Source organism: Providencia sp. UF-183 (assembly GCF_058246155.1).
The window spans coordinates 207,316-223,630 of sequence record NZ_JBSICD010000005.1 but is presented as its reverse complement, the minus strand read 5'-3'; the positions used below and the strand labels follow the sequence as shown (position 1 = coordinate 223,630).

The following is a 16,315-nucleotide window of genomic DNA, read 5'->3' as shown; positions in this document are numbered from 1 at the left end:
CCAGTTAACGAGAAATTAATAGTAATTATACGGAGTTTCAAATTGATCTTGTCGAATAAAAAAGAACATCATGTTATTAATACAGCTGCCTGATTACCATTAAATTATAACATCAGAAAAAGAGGGGTATTTATTATCGACATCATGATAAAACAATAGAGGTAATGATACTTTTATAAAGCCGATAATACACAGTATTCCGTCAGCATATTTAATTTCTTTAATGTAAATAAATAAAAGGACAGTATGAAACAGCGTAAATTTATCACCCGTCATGAAGTTGAACGATTACTCGAAGCAACAAAAGAGGGGCGCTATCCTGAGCGCGATTATTGTATGCTTTTAATGGCATTTTTGCATGGCTTTCGGGTTAGTGAGCTAAGGTATCTATCTATAAGTGATATTGATTTAATCCAAAATGTTGTTTACGTTCGGCGATTAAAAGGGGGGCTATCCACAATGCAGCCCTTAGAGCCTCTTGAGGTCGAAGCAATCGAATCTTGGTTGAATAAGCGACAGTTTTTTGCCGCCGCAGAGGATAATTGGCTATTCCTTTCGCAAAAGCATCAGCCGTTATCGCGGTCTCAAATTTTTCGGTTGATGCAAAAATACGGTGAATTAGCAGGATTGGAGGTAACAGTTCATCCTCATATGCTAAGGCATGCTTGTGGATATGCTTTAGCGGATTTAGGGCGAGATACCCGCCTTATTCAAGACTATTTAGGACACCGTAATATCTTGCATACCGTCATTTACACCGCAAGTAACCAAAAGCGATTTACAGGTATTTGGAAACCAGTACCGCAGTATTGACATTTCCTTTTTTACAGATGAACCCTCTCTATGCACCGATGATAATGTAAGAACGCTCAAGACTGAGTGTTCTTTATTATGGCGTCGATAGGATAATTACCCGCCAAATTTCTCGTAGTTTTATGTGGTTCCCATTTTGAAAAATGTTAGCACGTTCCGCTGCTTTTTATTTTAAGTGCCTATTTTGGTCACTTTTGTTGCATTTATGTGCGGGATAATAAGGCGCTATGTGATCATAATTAATACTATGTTGACATTAACAGGTGTTAATTATTTACAGTTGTTACTAAATGTGTTTATTTTGATGATTATTTAAGTAATTGATTTTATTGGTAATATTTTAATTTAATGCAACATAATAAAACAATATGGTGCGTTGTTGATGAAAAATAGTTTAAACGTATTTAGTGTAAAATCAATCTATCTAAATACGAACTAAAGCCTCTTTCTTAGCAGAATTTACACATTTGATTTGTTTTTTTGAAATAAATATCTTTTTATTTCAAAGGGTTTGTTTTTCACCATTTTATGGCGGTTAAATTAGCTTGGTGTTTTAATTTGTAATAATCTTATTAAGAATATTTATTTAGCGTTAAATATTACAATTAATAAAAATTAATATTTCAATGACTGCATTTATTGGAAATGCACCAAATTGTTTTATTTTGTTGCGTTTCTTATTTTATTTCGAATCAGTATTTGACTTAGGAGATCAGTATGGGAAAGAAGTCATCACATATCTGTGGCTTTTCATCTATCATGGGCGCTGAAATTGCGTATTTACGCCGAGAGCGTTTATTGAGTGGTAAACAGTTGGGTGACTTAGTGGGGCTCTCTCAGCAACAGATATCACGTTATGAAACAGGGGTTTGTGAAATATCTACGGTCACATTATTTTCTTTATTACATCAATTGAATGTTTCATTAGATTCTTTTTTTTATTTAGTGTCGCTACGATTAGAGAAAAAACGTCCCTCACTTTATACGCAATATGATTCATTATTTAAAACACACAGTGAAATATTAAAGGCGCAGAATGATCAGGGTATATATTCCTTGGTTGAACAATAAAGAGCGCTGTCATTATTTTGTGTTTTTAATTCTAACTTTTATATTAAGGGTAAACTTAAACTTATTATTTGTGAGTTTATGACTGCATCTATTTATTAATTTATGCAGCGATAAACTTATATATTTATATGTGGGTTTTAATTAAATAATTCAGTTTGAATTATTATCAATTTATATTTTTATTATCTTTTCAGAGGAAGTGAATTATGTCTTTTAAAAAATTAGCGTTAACAACTGCATTATTAACTGGTTTGTCAGGCATGAGCATCAATGCGATGGCAGATGCATCTCAAGAAATCACACTGCAAGGTATTATCACCAGCACAACGTGTGATGTCACCGTTAACGGTGGCAAATCTATCCTGAATGTGGGTGCTTTTAAATCGGTTGATTTTGCTGCAAATGAAAAACTGGGTAGCGTGACGATGCCAGTTGCATTAACGAACTGTGCTGCTGACGAAACCGGTAACTTGATTGTTCAAGGCCTGACGTCGGTCAAAAACAACGATAAGAACATTTTCGTGAGCGAAGATGGGAATACCGTGGGCTTTATGATTGCGGATGCGGCAGGGGATGTCATCACCAACAACCAAGAAATCGAAGTTGAAGCGAAAGTGGGCGAAACCACCGAGTACAACTTTACCGTGGGCATGGCATCAACAGCAGTAGCGCCTGAGCCAGGTGCTTACAGTGCTCCAGTTCTTGTAGCGTACATTGTTGAATAATTAGCCTGTTTTATTTGATGTTGCAGAGGGAAGTATCCTCTGCACATCGGATAATCGATGAAGGAGATAGGTTCATGCGCAGGACTCGTTGGTTATCCCTTGGTTTTCTTTTGTTAGGGTTTGTGTGTGCGAAGTCCATTGCGGGTATTTCGCTCGACAGTACTCGAATTGTCTTTTCATCGGCTGATGATGCAAGGGGGCAATCGATTGGTGTGAGCAGCAGTGCCACATCTGTGACTCCGTATTTAGTAAAAGCACAGGTCCTTGGGGATGTGAAGGGTAATCAAATGGATACGCCTTTTTCAGTGACTCCATCACTGTTTCGTCTCGAGCCTGGGGCCACGAACCAATTACGGATAGTGAAAACGGGAAGTGTCGTACTGGCGAAAGATAAAGAATCCCTCTTTTATTTACGCGTGATGGCATTACCCGCAGGGAAAGGGAATGAACCTGAGGGCAAAGTAGAATTAGGCGGTGCCATTACGGTATCGACAGGGAGTGTAATTAAGCTGTTTTACAGGCCTTCAGGGTTATCCTCGACACAGCAACAGGCGATGGCCGCGTTGCAATTTTCAAGGCAAGGCCAAACCTTGCATGTCAATAATCCCACTCCTTACTACGTGACATTAACGTCACTCAATGTCGGGGGGAAAGCTGTCTCTTTAAGTTCACGTCAACAAAATACGATGATAGCCCCGTTTGGGCAAATGCAATACACCGGTGTCAGTAAGGGCGGTCGGGTGACGTGGCAAGCAATTAATGATTTCGGTGGAACGGAGAAATTTAATGGAACAATTCAATAAGATAAAACGTGCAGCAGCCCTTGTGGGTGTGTCTGCGTTATTCATGAGCATGACAGCCGGGGCGGCGACATCGGCGAGTACTGAGTTTAGCGCCACCATTGCCTTTGAAGGGGCATGTGACATTACGGCACCGGCAACCGTGGTATTTAATAATGGCGATGCCGTGTTACCAAGCCAAATCGAAGCTGGCAATGCGGCGTCTAAAAAGACGTTTGATTTGACACTCGCAAATTGTCAAGGCATTGGCGTCACCCCAAAAATTACACTTGCGGGTGAATCAAATGCAGATACAGGGGAGACCCTGTTTTTAGATGCCGCGTCATCGACCACAACCGGTTATGGCATTTTATTAGCCACAGACGGTAATGCAAATTTCAAAGCCAATATGAACTTAGCCGATGTAAAAACAATTTCTGCTATTGATGGTTGGGATACTGACACCAGCTTGACCACAATCGACGGCACGATACCGATGGTTGCCACATTAAGCTGCGGAGATTGTGTAGTTGAAGGGCGCTTAGGGGGCGATCTCGTTTCTAATGTGACTTTTGAATTTAAATATGACTAATCAGTGGAGCAAGCGATGGCTTTTTTGGCTCAGGGAACACCGCGCTTAATGCTTATCGCTTGCTTGCTGGCTGTAGGCGTTTCGGCGCCCGCGGCTGAACAAGCGGCGACATTATCCTTACAAGCGGTGATTGCGAATAAAGGGTTGGGGTGTGATTTGACCTTACCAGAGACCACCTTGCAGTTTAAACCTTTGTCGGTCAGTCAATTGGATGGGGCAGTACAAACTTACCAAATCTTGCCACTGCATATCCAACTGCACTGTGAGGATGAGCATGAAGCGATTCGCCCCATGCTGACGGTGGAAGGAGAAACGCCTTATCCCGACGATGTTGACCAAACCGTTTTTTTAAGCGGCACGCCCAATGGGGTGGGGTTTATGTTGCGCCAATCGGAACAAGATGCGTCGATCCCCTTAACCGATTTTTACCAACCAGCAGCGGCCATCGGTCAGGGTGGGCAAGGGTATTCATTGACGATGCTCAATGACGATAATGCGTATCACAGTGACACCGTGGTGTGGGTCGGGTTAGTGGGCCCCTTTCAGCCCGCGATTATTCCGGGCCATTTTCATGCTTCATTGACACTCAATGTGGCATTTGAGTAACGCACAAAAGGAGAATGTATGAAAACACATATTAAATCACTCACTCTGCTTTTGGTTGGGTTGCTCTTGGGCGGAGGAGGTATGACCGCGAATGCAGATACTGCATCGACAACGTTTAATTTTACTACCACGTTTGTTGGGGGTAGTTGTGATATTAAAGCTCCCGCCAGTGTTCAATTTAATGATGGCAATGCGTTTAGCTCAAATGACATTGAACAAAAAGTCGCAGCGACAACGGTAGCCTTAACTCTGACACTCAGTGGTTGCAGTGGGTGGGGATTAGCCCCGGCCATTAAAGTTAGTGGGCAAACCACAGCGGAGCTAGGGGGAGAACCCTTGTTCCGCGATGTGATGGGGCCTGTGGACGCAAAAGGGTATGGCATCTTACTGCAAACGGAAGGGAATGTTGTTTTTGCCCCCAATGCCAATTTGGCTCGGAGCGGCAAAATTACGTCGAACAACTGGAACAGCGATGCACAGCTTGACACATTGAATGGCGCGAGTGCTACCGTGCCATTAACCGCCACATTGACCTGTGGAAATTGTAACTACGCAAGTCGACAAGGGGGCGAATTTAAAGCCACCGTCACATTTGATTTTGTGTATGAATAAGGTGTTGTCCATGAAAAAAATATTAAAAAGTCCTTATCTGGCAACATTATTGTGCTGTCTTTCTACTTTTTTGTGCATGGCACCCATGAGTTACGCGGAGGGAGGACTCAGTTTAAGCCAAACTCGCGTGGTGTTTGATGCGAAGGCCAAAGGCGCCAAAGTGACGCTGAGTAATCAAAGTGACCGTGTCTATCTGGTGAATAGTCGGGTATTCCCGACACCGGATACCAGTCGCCAACCCTCTGAGTCGATGCCTTTTTTGGTCACACCGCCGTTGTTTCGGTTAGAAAAAGAGAGCCGCAATACCGTCTTGATTTCTAAAAATGACACCTCTGCATTGCCGACAGATCGTGAATCCGTTTTTTATTTAAGCTTTTTGGCCATTCCGTCGGTTAAAAAAAGCCCGACCCCAGAAGCGGCTGATGCAGACGCGGAGGCAGGGATGACCTCAACGCAAGTCTCATTTGGTATTCGCACGGTGATTAAATTGTTTTATCGGCCATCAGGGTTATCAATGCCTTCAGCGGCAGCGCCGGAAAAGCTGACGTTCACACAACAAGGGACACAGTTAAGTGTGCATAACCCAACACCGTATTACGTGACACTGGCGCAGTTGACACTCAATGGGCAGAACGTCAATGCCCGTGACCAAGGTGCCATGATTGCCCCTTTTACCACCCAGGCCTATACGGTCAAAAGCACTGGGCAAGCCAATAAGGTGCAATGGTCAGTGATTAATGAATTTGGTGGTGTGAGTGAACTGTACCAATGGTCTCGCTAACACACAGGAGCGCATGATGGGATTCAGAAAATGGGTGTGGGTGATAGGGCTGTTTGGTAGCAGTCTTTCAATGAGCTGGGCAGCTGCCTCTGGTGATAGTGATGGCATAACGTTGGAAAGTACCCGTGTAATTTACCCAGCGAGTGCCAAAAATGGTATTACCTTTACGGTGACTAACCACACGCAATATGTCTATTTATTGCAGTCTCGGGTACTACAGTGGGCCATTGAAACACCCGCAGAAGCGCCTGTAATGGTGGAGGATGAGCCTATTGCTGACGTGAATATTACTGCGCAAACTGAGGCTGCCGATAATGTGGTATCCCCCTCGTTTATTGTGCTGCCGCCCTTAACCCGTTTTGCGCCGAATGAGGCCATGACCTTGCGCATTCGATTAACCAAGAATGATTTTCCGCAAGATCAAGAGTCCGTTTTTCTCTTATCGCTGAAGGCGATACCGAGCCAAGTCAATCCGTCATCAAAGCAAGACGAGTCGGGGGCGCAAATGGTATTGGCCTTGCAAAACAACCTGAAGTTGTTTTATCGCCCTGAGGGGTTGCCCCTCATGAGTGCAGATGCGCGAGCGGAGGCATTACAGTTTTCGAGACATGGGGCACAACTGACCATTAATAACCCCACACCGTATTACGTGACGTTAGGGCAAGTAAAAATAGGGAGCAGCCAGTTGGATGTGGGGGCAAAACGGATGCTGGCACCGTTTACCTCGGCGACATATCCCAACGCGCGCCACGGCGCCACCACAGTCAGTTGGCAATTGATTGATGATGAGGGGCAACAAACACCGTTGCTCACTCAGGCCCTGCCCTGAGGTGATGTCGGCGAAACACTGCCGTAAAACATGATATTTCTGATGGCGAAACCCGAATTTGAGTTACTCGCCCCTTAGCTTAATGAATTGAGACGGACGTATGCAACAAACTCAACACAATAAAACCGCTAAACGCGCCCGATTACCGACCTTTTTTCGCTTTAGTTTGCTCAGTGCCAGTGTGGCACTCGGCGTCACGCCTTGGGCTCAGGGTGAAGATTACTTTGACCCGAGCTTTTTAACGCTAAGCGGGGAGTCAAGCGCTGTTGATTTATCCGCGTTTGGACAAGAAGGGGGCGTGGCGGAAGGGGATTATACCGTTTCGGTCTTTGTGAACAACCAAGATATGGGGCAATTTAAACTGCATTTTGCGAAAAATGCCAAAGCGGCGATTGTGCCAATGTTGACGCCTGCTCTGCTTGAGTCTTGGGGCGTGAATGTCCCGAATGTGCCAGAACTCAAATCGTTGGATGAACAGGCTTCGATTGATGATTTGGCTACTTATATTCCCCAAGCGACCAGCAGACTGGATTTAGCCCGCCTACGATTAGACGTGAGCATTCCTCAGGTGGCGATGAGCCCGAACTATGCTCGTCATGCTAACCCTGAGCTATGGGAAGACGGTATTCCGGCGCTGTTATTTAACTACAGCGTGAGTGCGGGGCAGAGCCGAAATCACTTTTCGGGCGGGGGAGCAAGCCAGTCTGATAATCTCTTCGCCTCCGTGTCGGGCGGGGCCAATATCGGCCCGTGGCGCTTGCGCAGCACGATGACCCACACCCGGTTTGAATACAGTGGGCATGACAGTGAATCTAACCGGACTCAACAAGATACGCGTTTTTCGAATACCTATTTATCTCGAGATATTAAAGGGTTGCGCTCAACGGTGCTCGCCGGTGAAACCAGTACGGATGGGGATATTTTTGACAGTGTGGCGTTTAAAGGGGTGAAGTTGACCTCGAACGAGCAGATGCTCCCGAACCAATTACGCGGCTATGCACCAGCTATCAGTGGTGTAGCGAACACGAATGCCCGTATCACTGTGCGCCAAAATGGCAACGTAGTGTATGAAACCTATGTGGCGCCGGGGCCGTTTTATATTAATGATATCCAGCAGGCGGGGTTATCGGGGGACTATGATGTCACAGTGACCGAAGCGGATGGCACTGAACGCCGCTTTATCGTGCCCTATTCGGCATTGCCAATGATGTTGCGTCCGGGTGGCTGGAAGTATGAGCTGACGGCGGGACGTTATAACGGCGCCTTAACTCAAGGGTCTCGCCAATCAGACTTTATGCTCGCAACAGGGGTCTACGGGTTGCAAAGTGGCCTCACCGTATTTGGTGGTGCCTTAGTGGCCAAAGATTACCAAGCGGCGAGTGCGGGAACGGGCGTGTCATTAGGGGAAATTGGGGCGGTCTCCGCCGATGTGACCCATTCGGAGGCCAAGTTTAAAACCGGTATTGACACGTCCGATCGAAAAACAGGGCAATCGTACCGTTTACGTTACTCGAAAAGCTTGATCTCGACCGGCACATCTGTGGACTTGACCGCACTGCGTTATTCCACCGAGCACTACTACAATTTCAGCGAATTTAATAGCCAAGGCTACCACTTGGAAGACGGGGTAAGCCCTTGGACATTGCAACGTCGGCGCAGCAGTTTTCAAACCCAGTTAAGCCAACAACTTGGCGGCTATGGCACACTGCGTTTTAGGGCAAATCGAGATGATTATTGGGGTAATAATAAGACATTAACGGGGGTGTCACTGGGTTACAGCGGTAGCGCGAAAGGGGTCAGCTTTGGGGTGAATTACAATATTGACCGCATGAAAGACACGAACGGCAGCTGGCCGGAAAACCGCCAAATCAGTGCCAATGTCAGTATTCCATTTCGTATTTTTGGTCACACATCGGACTTACAGTCAATTTATGCCACCACGACAATGACCCATGACAATAAAGGCCGCACACAAAACCAAGTGGGGCTGAGTGGCAGTCTGTTGGACAGCTCGTTGTCTTACAGCGTGTCGCAAAGTTGGGGTAACCAAGGGCAAACCGCAGTGAGCAATGCCAATATAGGGTATCAAGGTAGCAAAGGTAGCCTCAGTACGGGTTATAGCTACAGCGACACCTCGCGGTCGGTCAACATGAATGCCAGTGGCGGCCTGTTAGTCCACAGTGGCGGCGTGACGCTTTCACGGTCAATGGGGGAGTCGGTGGCGTTAGTGAGTGCGCCGGGCGCGTCAGGTACGAGCTTGATGAATGGCAATGCGACCATCGACTGGCAAGGTTATGCGGTGGCACCGTATCTGTCGGATTATATGAAAAACAGTGTGGGAATTGACCCAACCACCTTACCCGAAGGGGTTGATGTGACGCATTCCAATGCCAATGTCTATCCGACTAAGGGTGCGGTGGTGAAGGTAAATATCGCGACGCGCGTAGGCTATCAGGTGTTAATGACCTTAAAACAGACGAACCAGCAGCCCGTCCCATTTGGGGCGATAGCGACATTAAAAAGCGCGCTGGAAGGGGATGAAATCAGTGGAATAGTTGGGGATATGGGGCAGGTATATCTGGCCGGTTTACCGGAGGAAGGGGAGCTTTCGGTGAAATGGGGTAACAGTGCTGACCGTCAATGCACGGTGAAGTTCACCTTAACGCATTTGACGATAAGCCCAGACAACCCAATACGGCAAGTGACGTACACCTGTGGCAATCACAGTCAGACGGAAATCATGCTGCCGGAAGAAGCGCCCGCCACCCTCGTGCCGAGCCCTCCGACATTAGAGTATCAACCCCGTGAAGACAACCGTCCGTTCTCGCGGTGGACTAATTTTGGGTGAGAGAGATTGAGAGATGATGATGAAAAATCAAATAGAAAATATAAGCATGACTGTAGACCAAATCAAAACAAAAGCCATTCAAAGAAATTGGGTACTGAATTATCGAAAGCAATGGCATCAATGGGCAATAAAAAAACAAGATATGCTTGGGTGCAGTAGGACTATAGGTGCGAGTTTGGTTTTATTTTTCTTGTACAGTACGGTTAGCGTTGCGGATAAGGTCCCTGACAGTCTCATTGTTCAACAATTACCGACAAATAAAGTTATCTGGGAAAGTATTTCAGAAACAAAAAAAGAAAAAGTTAGAAGGATGATAACTTCATATGGATCTCATTTAGATGCTACTGTGAATTCCTATTCTAATAATAGTTTTTGGTCAAATAAAAATTCCTATTATGGGGTTAAAGTCAATGAATATTTTTTTATGGTATTCACAGGAAAGGTGTATGTAAAAAATACCTCTATGGGTGGGGACATAGAGGTATTGTTTAAGGAGAATGCTAACCCCACAGCTAAGGGAAGTGAGACCCCCATAGCGATAACTTTTAATAATCACCCATATGTTTGGCAAGCTCGAAGCAATAAGAAACCTTCGTTTGTGGGCTTTGATACTGACTTCTCGTGTGATGTTACTAACCTGCGGGCTAAACTTGTAATGTTACCATCGACGCCTCCGGGGACTTACACGCTCCCATCGATAGAGGTTGAGGTTGGACCATGTTCTCGAGTGGGATTTAGTGACTCTGGGGCCACCATAACAGTTAAGCCGCCACCGTTAGCATGTACTATCTCTGCCCCACCAGTAATCGATTTTGGTCAAGTTAACCTCTGGAATTTTGCTGGCAATAGCACCGGACAGCCTGGAGGTGCCCGAAAGGATGTTCTCGGGGTCGTTGATGGGGAATTGGGAATCAATTGTAACGGAGACTCTAGTAGCCAAAGATCTGGCGTCCTGACGATGACAGGAGTCACTAGAAAGTATGGAAATGACCTTGAGGTGAGGATGGATGCGACGGACTCGCTAGCCCCCGCAACGGTACGCTCGTCTTTTGGGACACGACGTCCCGGGTGTGCTACTGGGGGTACTACGTTCAGCAATAGTAGTTCCAATTCGAACAAAGTTGAGATTCCTGAGCTTTCTGTAGGGCAAACCAATATTCCGTACCGTTTTAGTCTCTGCTCTTTCCCAGAGGGGGGGATTAATCTATTTGGAAGCGCCTCTGCTACGGCGACCATGACTCTAGATTGGGATTAATTTCGATATCCCGTAGGTGGGGAAGTGATGTGCTAAACGAGACGAGAGGCCCGTAGACTATAATGATGAAAAAAAAAGGCATAACGCTTGTTGCATTTATCATGGCGACAAGTCAGCAAGCGTATTCTCAAGATACAATGCTCGATAGGGGCAGTGAACCTCATGAAGAGAGCTCATCCCCTCTTGCGTCCTGCTTTATGGATGTGCAAACCGAAGCTCGCTGCTGGCATGAAATAGGCGAAATAAGTATTCCCACGACGTGGTACGACTTTGGTGTCCATTACGCCAATGGTGACGGTGTGAAACAAGACCTCACCCAAGGACGGTATTGGATACACAAGGCGGCTTTAGGGGGATACCCACTTGCGCAGTACAACTTGGGAGTCATGTTTTTTGACGGCATTGGGGGTATTCAAAGTCAACAATGTGCGACCCATTGGTTGGATAAAGCCGCGCTTGATGAGGGGGACGCAGGGCTGATGGCAAAACAAGCGCGCCAAGCTATTTCCGAGTTTTCGACTCACTCTGCTGTACGGGTTTATCGCCCAATGAGTGAACAAGAATGTGAGCAGCTGCCTGCAAGTCACCTTTTTGTGAAGAAAGAAAAATTAGTGGCGGAAGACGTTCGTTCGATGGCGGATGATGAAGCTAAGCAGGAGGAGGGCGCATCGTTCCCCATTTTTCGTGAAAGAATGGGCAGATACTTTGTTTCGCTGGGTTATGCCTTGCTTGGCCAAACCGATGAGCAAACCCCTTATGCTGAAAATAGGCATGACATCAAGCCCGAGGTGTATAACGAAACAGTGCTAGCGCCAGAGACCGCAAGGGAAGAGGCTAGCTTAGTTGTGGTCGAAGATACCCCCGATAAATCCCGTGACCTTGATGATGATAATGCCAGCCAAGCTGTGCAAAATTCAGAGTCAGAGGGGCCTTTATTCGTGGCACGGGTATTGGAACATTCAGCGCAAACCCCTGATGACAATTCGGAACTCATGGCCACACCAGCGGTGACTGATGAGAATAATATTGATGTTACATCCTCTATTGCGGCTGAGGATGTGCGGCTAAAGCGTGACACGCACCCTTCTGAGGTAGTGGATGCTTTACCTTTAGTCTCAGAAGAGATAAGCGCAGAACCAAAACCCGTGGTCAAAAAAACGCTGAACCCATTGAATTTAGGGGGAGCGCTAAAGGATGCCCCGAAAAGTCATTATACATTGCAACTAAGTAGTGCAAGCCAAGCAGAGCCCTTATTGGCGTTAGCTAAAAAACAGAAGCTATCCAATTATCTCGTTTATGAAACACAGCGACATGGCCGTCGTTGGTATGTGTTGGTATATGGCGAATATGCAGGAATGACTCAAGCAAAACAAGCACTACAACAATTACCTTCAGCACTCAAAAAAGACACACCGTGGATACGTAGTTTAGCCCACGTTCAAACGGAGTTATGAGTGACGCTGTTTTTCTCCTTCATCACTGGCATTTATTCTAAATAACCGCAAACGGGGGGGTAAAAGCGTAAACCATATACTTAGTGAGTAATGGCTCAAATAGGTTTAAGGCATAAAAATAGGTGACATCATTGAAAGATGATAATTCGTCACACCATTATTTTTGTCAGAAAAATAATACCAATTTAATACAGGATTTAAGGAATAAGAAATATGTTAGAGATTATAATCTCCGCATTATTGCCCATTATTGTGACGCTTTTATTAGGGTATTTTGCTGCTTGGCATAAGGATTTTAATGCTGCGCAAAGTACGGTTTTAAATCGATTAGTGATGCTTTATGCATTGCCAATAACCCTATTTACGGGAATGTTAAGTGTTAAACGGTCCGTTTTACTGGAACAACTGGATATGGCCGGTGTGTTACTTGTTAGCATGGTCGGTGTTTATGGTGTTGTTTTTTTTGTCGCTCATTTCATTTTCCATCGGAGTAAGCCGATTGCAGTATTACAAGCATTAGCTACCTCGGCACCATCGGGGCCTTTTATTGGGATCCCTGTCTTGGGGTTTTTATATGGGGAGCAAAGCGCTATTCCGATTTCATTATGTGGCATTATCATTAACCTCATTTTAGTCCCATTAACGTTATTGTCATTATCAACAGCTACATCAACAAAAGGAAATGGTGGTTCGAATGTCAGCATGGCAGAGAATTTAAAAAATACGGTAAAAGAGCCCATTATTTGGTTGCCCGTTTTAGCGTTTATTATCCTTATGTTGGATTTTAATATCCCAGAAAATATCTTAAAGTCTTTAACCTTAATAGGAACCGCCACAGGTGGAATAGCCCTATTTTCAACCGGTATTATTCTTTATAGCCAGAAAGTCACTATTAATTCTACGGTTCTCATCTCTGTCATCATCAAAAATATTATTGCGCCTGTGATAACGCTAGGACTGTGTATTTTTATGTCCATTAAAGGCACTGTTGCTGATTTATCGGTGATGACGATAGCGTTACCCGCCGCAACCATTAGTGTGATATTAGCGATGCAATACAAAACAGCAGAGCAAGAAATGGCATCAACGTTCTTTTTGAGTACGGTTTTATCCATGGCCACAATGGCCGCTTTTCTCGTGTATTTACATGCATAAGTTGCAATCTTTCACTACCCTCGGAGTTTGAATGATGAAAAAAACAATTCGCCAAGTCACCTTTGATTTATTGCGTGAATTAGATATTACGACCGTTTTTGGTAATCCTGGCTCTACCGAAGAAACTTTCTTGAAGGATTTCCCTGAGGATTTTCGGTATATCCAAACGTTACAAGAAGCATCTGCGGTTGCTGCAGCCGATGGATATGCTCAATCAACCCGTAAGGTCGCGATGGTTAACGTGCATACCTCGGCCGGATTAAGTAATGCGATGAGCAATATATTAACCGCCTACATGAATCGAACACCATTGATAATTACGGCAGGAAATCAGACACGAGAAATGCTGTTAATGGAACCATGGTTAACCAATATTGAGCCAGAAACATTACCAAAACCTTGGGTTAAATGGAGCTATCAGCCCGCTCGAGCGGAAGACGTTCCAGCTGCGTTTATGCGAGCTTATGCAATGGCAATGCAACCACCAGCTGGTCCTGTTTTTCTCTCTATTCCACTGGATGATTGGGATAAACCTGCATTGGAAGAACGCGCGGTTGTGCGTTCAATACCTCAACGTATTGGCTATGACCCGATCCGTTTAAATGAATTTGCGGATGCACTCAATAATGCAAAAAATCCGGTGTTAATTTATGGCTCAGCAATTGCTCGGGGGCAGGGATGGGATATTGGGGTTAAATTTGCGGAGAAATTAAATATTCCGGTTTGGGCTGCACCCGCATCAGAGCGTCCTGCTTTTCCTGAAAACCACCCGTTATATGCAGGGGGGCTTCCTTTTGCGATAAAACCGCTTTCTGAAAAACTGGATGGCCATGATTTAGCCATTGTCATAGGGGCTCCGGTATTTCGCTATTACCCTTATGTTCAAGGTGATTATATTCCTAAAGGATTGCGTTTACTGCACATAACGGATGATGCGGTTGAAATTGGTCGAGCCCCTGTTGGGGATAGTTTGTTGAGTGATGCTGTGTTGGCGATTGAAGGTTTAATGGCGTTAGTGACGGCAAGACCTGCTAAAGCAGCCATCCGTAAGCAAGTGCATAATATGGCTCCTCATCCTGTGGCAGAGGAGCTCGCTATTAAGTCATCAGTATTAAGTGCAGCGGAACTTTTCCGAGCATTACGCGAAGTGTCTCCTAAAAATACGATTTTGATTGAAGAATCCCCTTCTAATCTGGGTGAATTACACCGTGAGTGGCCGATTGAAGCGCCAGATTCGTTTTATACCTTTGCCAGTGGTTCTTTAGGCTGGAACTTACCGGCGAGTGTAGGTATTGCTTTGGGAGAAAAAGATAGCGGTCGTCATCGCCCCGTTGTTGCGGTAATTGGTGATGGCTCAATGCAGTATTCGGTGCAGGGGCTTTGGAGTGCCGTTCAGCAGAAATTGCCGATTGTTTTTGTTATACCTAAAAATAATGAATACGCGATATTGAAATCGTTCGCAGTGTTGGAAGAAACTCCGAATGTACCAGGGCTTGATATTCCTGGGTTAGATATTGTTGCATTAGCTAAAGGGTATGGGTGTTCTGCTATTCGAGCAGAGACAGCAGAGCAAGTCAAAGAGGCATGCAAGGAGGCTTTCAATCGACAAGGTCCAACAGTCATTGAAGTACCTATTTTACCGTCAATCCCGCCGTTAATTTAGTCAGCTATCCGCACTAATTTTAATCGCTCGCCTGATATTTAGGCGAGTTTTAAAAACGCATAATTGAACAGCAGAGTAACTTGAACACGCTATTTTGGTATCACCATCGATTGCACTCACAAAACGAAGTCGTTCATATGCGGACACTGAAGGTGGAATGATTTGCTCCCTTATTATTAATAGCGTGCAGACTGCTGTAATGTCCGATAATGGTGCAGAGCTGACATATAGATGGCGTATAGCTCTATACTGTTATTGTACCTGTTCGAATTCGAGCGGGTACACACAAATTACCCAACTAGCGATATCCCTCTTATCCCGGCTTCAATAATACTTCCCGTATCAGCCTTCTCAATAAAATCAGCCCACCATTGCATCATAGGGCGTCTTTGCTCTAAGTAATCACTGCAGTTATAGGTGCGTCTCACTTCGTTTTTATCAACGTGTGCGAGGGAGGCTTCAATCACATCAGGTGGAAAGCCTTGCTCATTGAGGGCGGTGCTGGCAATTGAACGTAGGCCATGTGAAACCAACATACAACCGAATCCAGTGCGTTTTAATGCAGCATTGACGGTTTAGCTGTTCATTGGTTGGGTAGGTTTAATACGGCTAGGGAAGATAAACTCACGATGACCACTGAGTGGTTTCATGAGCTCTAGTATAGCTAAAGCAGCGTCAGATAATGGAACAGTGTGCTCACGGTGGTTCATCTTCATTATAGCAGCGGGTATCTTCCATTCCTTAGTTTCAAAGTTGACTTCGTCCCAACGGGCTTTCGCGGGGCGGGATATGCCCCAAAACTTTGTTTGGTCCTTTGTTTTGTATAAAGGCGGTAGTAACGGAATTGCCATAACTTGCTTGCGCTAGATTTGATTAACAGTGTGAGTCCATCAGCGTCATATAGCTGATAGTCCTTATCTTGTGGTTTAGCAGCTTAGATTTCGGTATCGGTTAATGGCTTAGTTTTTCTTGCCATGAAAAATCTCCATGCGTTTAGGCCCAACAAAGATGTTAGTTTTTTTCGTTGGGCCTATCAATGGGCCTAAAGGAATTAGCTTGTGTGGGATAAAATAGGACAGTGCAGGATATAAAAAAGCCCGCAACTCATGCTGGCGGAGTCTGAATTAAGCTT

General features: G+C 45.1%; 14 protein-coding genes and 1 pseudogene. 14 read left to right on the top strand and 1 reads right to left on the bottom strand.

Annotation, left to right across the window (positions count from 1 at the left end; genetic code table 11):
• Positions 1-246: 246 nt before the first annotated feature.
• From AC4IFT_RS06730 to mdlC, 14 genes are all read left to right on the top strand, one after another.
• Positions 247-813, top strand: coding sequence for a tyrosine-type DNA invertase (locus AC4IFT_RS06730; RefSeq protein ID WP_490750927.1), 567 nt, complete (start codon positions 247-249; stop codon positions 811-813).
• A gap of 717 nt (positions 814-1,530) precedes the next feature.
• Positions 1,531-1,884 carry a helix-turn-helix domain-containing protein gene (locus AC4IFT_RS06725; protein WP_490750926.1) on the top strand — a complete coding sequence of 118 codons (354 nt, stop codon included), beginning with the start codon at positions 1,531-1,533 and terminating at the stop codon, positions 1,882-1,884.
• A gap of 206 nt (positions 1,885-2,090) precedes the next feature.
• Positions 2,091-2,609: a fimbrial protein gene (locus AC4IFT_RS06720; protein ID WP_490750925.1), complete on the top strand. Its 519-nt coding sequence runs from the start codon at positions 2,091-2,093 to the stop codon at positions 2,607-2,609.
• 74 nt (positions 2,610-2,683) lie between these two features.
• On the top strand, positions 2,684-3,412 hold the full coding sequence (locus AC4IFT_RS06715; RefSeq protein WP_490750924.1) for a fimbrial biogenesis chaperone: 729 nt from the start codon (positions 2,684-2,686) through the stop codon (positions 3,410-3,412).
• Positions 3,396-3,980 carry a fimbrial protein gene (locus AC4IFT_RS06710; RefSeq protein WP_490750923.1) on the top strand — a complete coding sequence of 195 codons (585 nt, stop codon included), beginning with the start codon at positions 3,396-3,398 and terminating at the stop codon, positions 3,978-3,980. Before AC4IFT_RS06715 ends, AC4IFT_RS06710 begins: the two co-directional genes overlap by 17 nt.
• Before the next feature lie 15 nt (positions 3,981-3,995).
• Positions 3,996-4,586 carry a fimbrial protein gene (locus tag AC4IFT_RS06705; protein WP_490750922.1) on the top strand — a complete coding sequence of 197 codons (591 nt, stop codon included), beginning with the start codon at positions 3,996-3,998 and terminating at the stop codon, positions 4,584-4,586.
• Between the two features lie 18 nt (positions 4,587-4,604).
• Positions 4,605-5,198: a fimbrial protein gene (locus AC4IFT_RS06700; RefSeq protein ID WP_490750921.1), complete on the top strand. Its 594-nt coding sequence runs from the start codon at positions 4,605-4,607 to the stop codon at positions 5,196-5,198.
• A gap of 10 nt (positions 5,199-5,208) precedes the next feature.
• On the top strand, positions 5,209-5,979 hold the full coding sequence (locus AC4IFT_RS06695) for a fimbrial biogenesis chaperone (RefSeq protein WP_490750919.1): 771 nt from the start codon (positions 5,209-5,211) through the stop codon (positions 5,977-5,979).
• Positions 5,980-5,992: 13 nt separating this feature from the next.
• Positions 5,993-6,808, top strand: coding sequence for a fimbrial biogenesis chaperone (locus AC4IFT_RS06690; RefSeq protein ID WP_490750918.1), 816 nt, complete (start codon positions 5,993-5,995; stop codon positions 6,806-6,808).
• 100 nt (positions 6,809-6,908) lie between these two features.
• Entirely contained in the window at positions 6,909-9,656 is a 2,748-nt protein-coding gene (locus AC4IFT_RS06685) for a fimbria/pilus outer membrane usher protein (protein ID WP_490750917.1), read from the top strand.
• Between the two features lie 13 nt (positions 9,657-9,669).
• A complete protein-coding gene (locus AC4IFT_RS06680) occupies positions 9,670-10,911 on the top strand; it encodes a hypothetical protein (RefSeq protein WP_490750916.1) in 1,242 nt (413 codons plus the stop codon).
• Positions 10,912-10,973: 62 nt separating this feature from the next.
• A complete protein-coding gene (locus AC4IFT_RS06675; RefSeq protein WP_490750915.1) occupies positions 10,974-12,365 on the top strand; it encodes an SPOR domain-containing protein in 1,392 nt (463 codons plus the stop codon).
• A 213-nt stretch (positions 12,366-12,578) separates the two neighbouring features.
• A complete protein-coding gene (locus AC4IFT_RS06670; RefSeq protein ID WP_490750914.1) occupies positions 12,579-13,520 on the top strand; it encodes an AEC family transporter in 942 nt (313 codons plus the stop codon).
• A 31-nt stretch (positions 13,521-13,551) separates the two neighbouring features.
• Complete coding sequence (gene mdlC / locus AC4IFT_RS06665) at positions 13,552-15,183, top strand: benzoylformate decarboxylase (protein ID WP_490750913.1); 1,632 nt, start codon at positions 13,552-13,554, stop codon at positions 15,181-15,183.
• Positions 15,184-15,473: 290 nt separating this feature from the next.
• On the opposite strand, the pseudogene AC4IFT_RS06660 reads toward mdlC, so the two are convergent.
• Positions 15,474-16,159, bottom strand: a pseudogene (locus tag AC4IFT_RS06660) (tyrosine-type recombinase/integrase).
• Positions 16,160-16,315: the final 156 nt, after the last annotated feature.

What these genes read in the sequence shown, in the direction of transcription:
- AC4IFT_RS06730 (WP_490750927.1), top strand. Translation starts at nt 247, where the DNA reads ATGAAACAGCGTAAATTTATCACCCGTCATGAAGTTGAACGATTACTC.
- AC4IFT_RS06725 (WP_490750926.1), top strand. Translation starts at nt 1,531, where the DNA reads ATGGGAAAGAAGTCATCACATATCTGTGGCTTTTCATCTATCATGGGC.
- AC4IFT_RS06720 (WP_490750925.1), top strand. Translation starts at nt 2,091, where the DNA reads ATGTCTTTTAAAAAATTAGCGTTAACAACTGCATTATTAACTGGTTTG.
- AC4IFT_RS06715 (WP_490750924.1), top strand. Translation starts at nt 2,684, where the DNA reads ATGCGCAGGACTCGTTGGTTATCCCTTGGTTTTCTTTTGTTAGGGTTT.
- AC4IFT_RS06710 (WP_490750923.1), top strand. Translation starts at nt 3,396, where the DNA reads ATGGAACAATTCAATAAGATAAAACGTGCAGCAGCCCTTGTGGGTGTG.
- AC4IFT_RS06705 (WP_490750922.1), top strand. Translation starts at nt 3,996, where the DNA reads ATGGCTTTTTTGGCTCAGGGAACACCGCGCTTAATGCTTATCGCTTGC.
- AC4IFT_RS06700 (WP_490750921.1), top strand. Translation starts at nt 4,605, where the DNA reads ATGAAAACACATATTAAATCACTCACTCTGCTTTTGGTTGGGTTGCTC.
- AC4IFT_RS06695 (WP_490750919.1), top strand. Translation starts at nt 5,209, where the DNA reads ATGAAAAAAATATTAAAAAGTCCTTATCTGGCAACATTATTGTGCTGT.
- AC4IFT_RS06690 (WP_490750918.1), top strand. Translation starts at nt 5,993, where the DNA reads ATGATGGGATTCAGAAAATGGGTGTGGGTGATAGGGCTGTTTGGTAGC.
- AC4IFT_RS06685 (WP_490750917.1), top strand. Translation starts at nt 6,909, where the DNA reads ATGCAACAAACTCAACACAATAAAACCGCTAAACGCGCCCGATTACCG.
- AC4IFT_RS06680 (WP_490750916.1), top strand. Translation starts at nt 9,670, where the DNA reads ATGATGATGAAAAATCAAATAGAAAATATAAGCATGACTGTAGACCAA.
- AC4IFT_RS06675 (WP_490750915.1), top strand. Translation starts at nt 10,974, where the DNA reads ATGATGAAAAAAAAAGGCATAACGCTTGTTGCATTTATCATGGCGACA.
- AC4IFT_RS06670 (WP_490750914.1), top strand. Translation starts at nt 12,579, where the DNA reads ATGTTAGAGATTATAATCTCCGCATTATTGCCCATTATTGTGACGCTT.
- mdlC (WP_490750913.1), top strand. Translation starts at nt 13,552, where the DNA reads ATGATGAAAAAAACAATTCGCCAAGTCACCTTTGATTTATTGCGTGAA.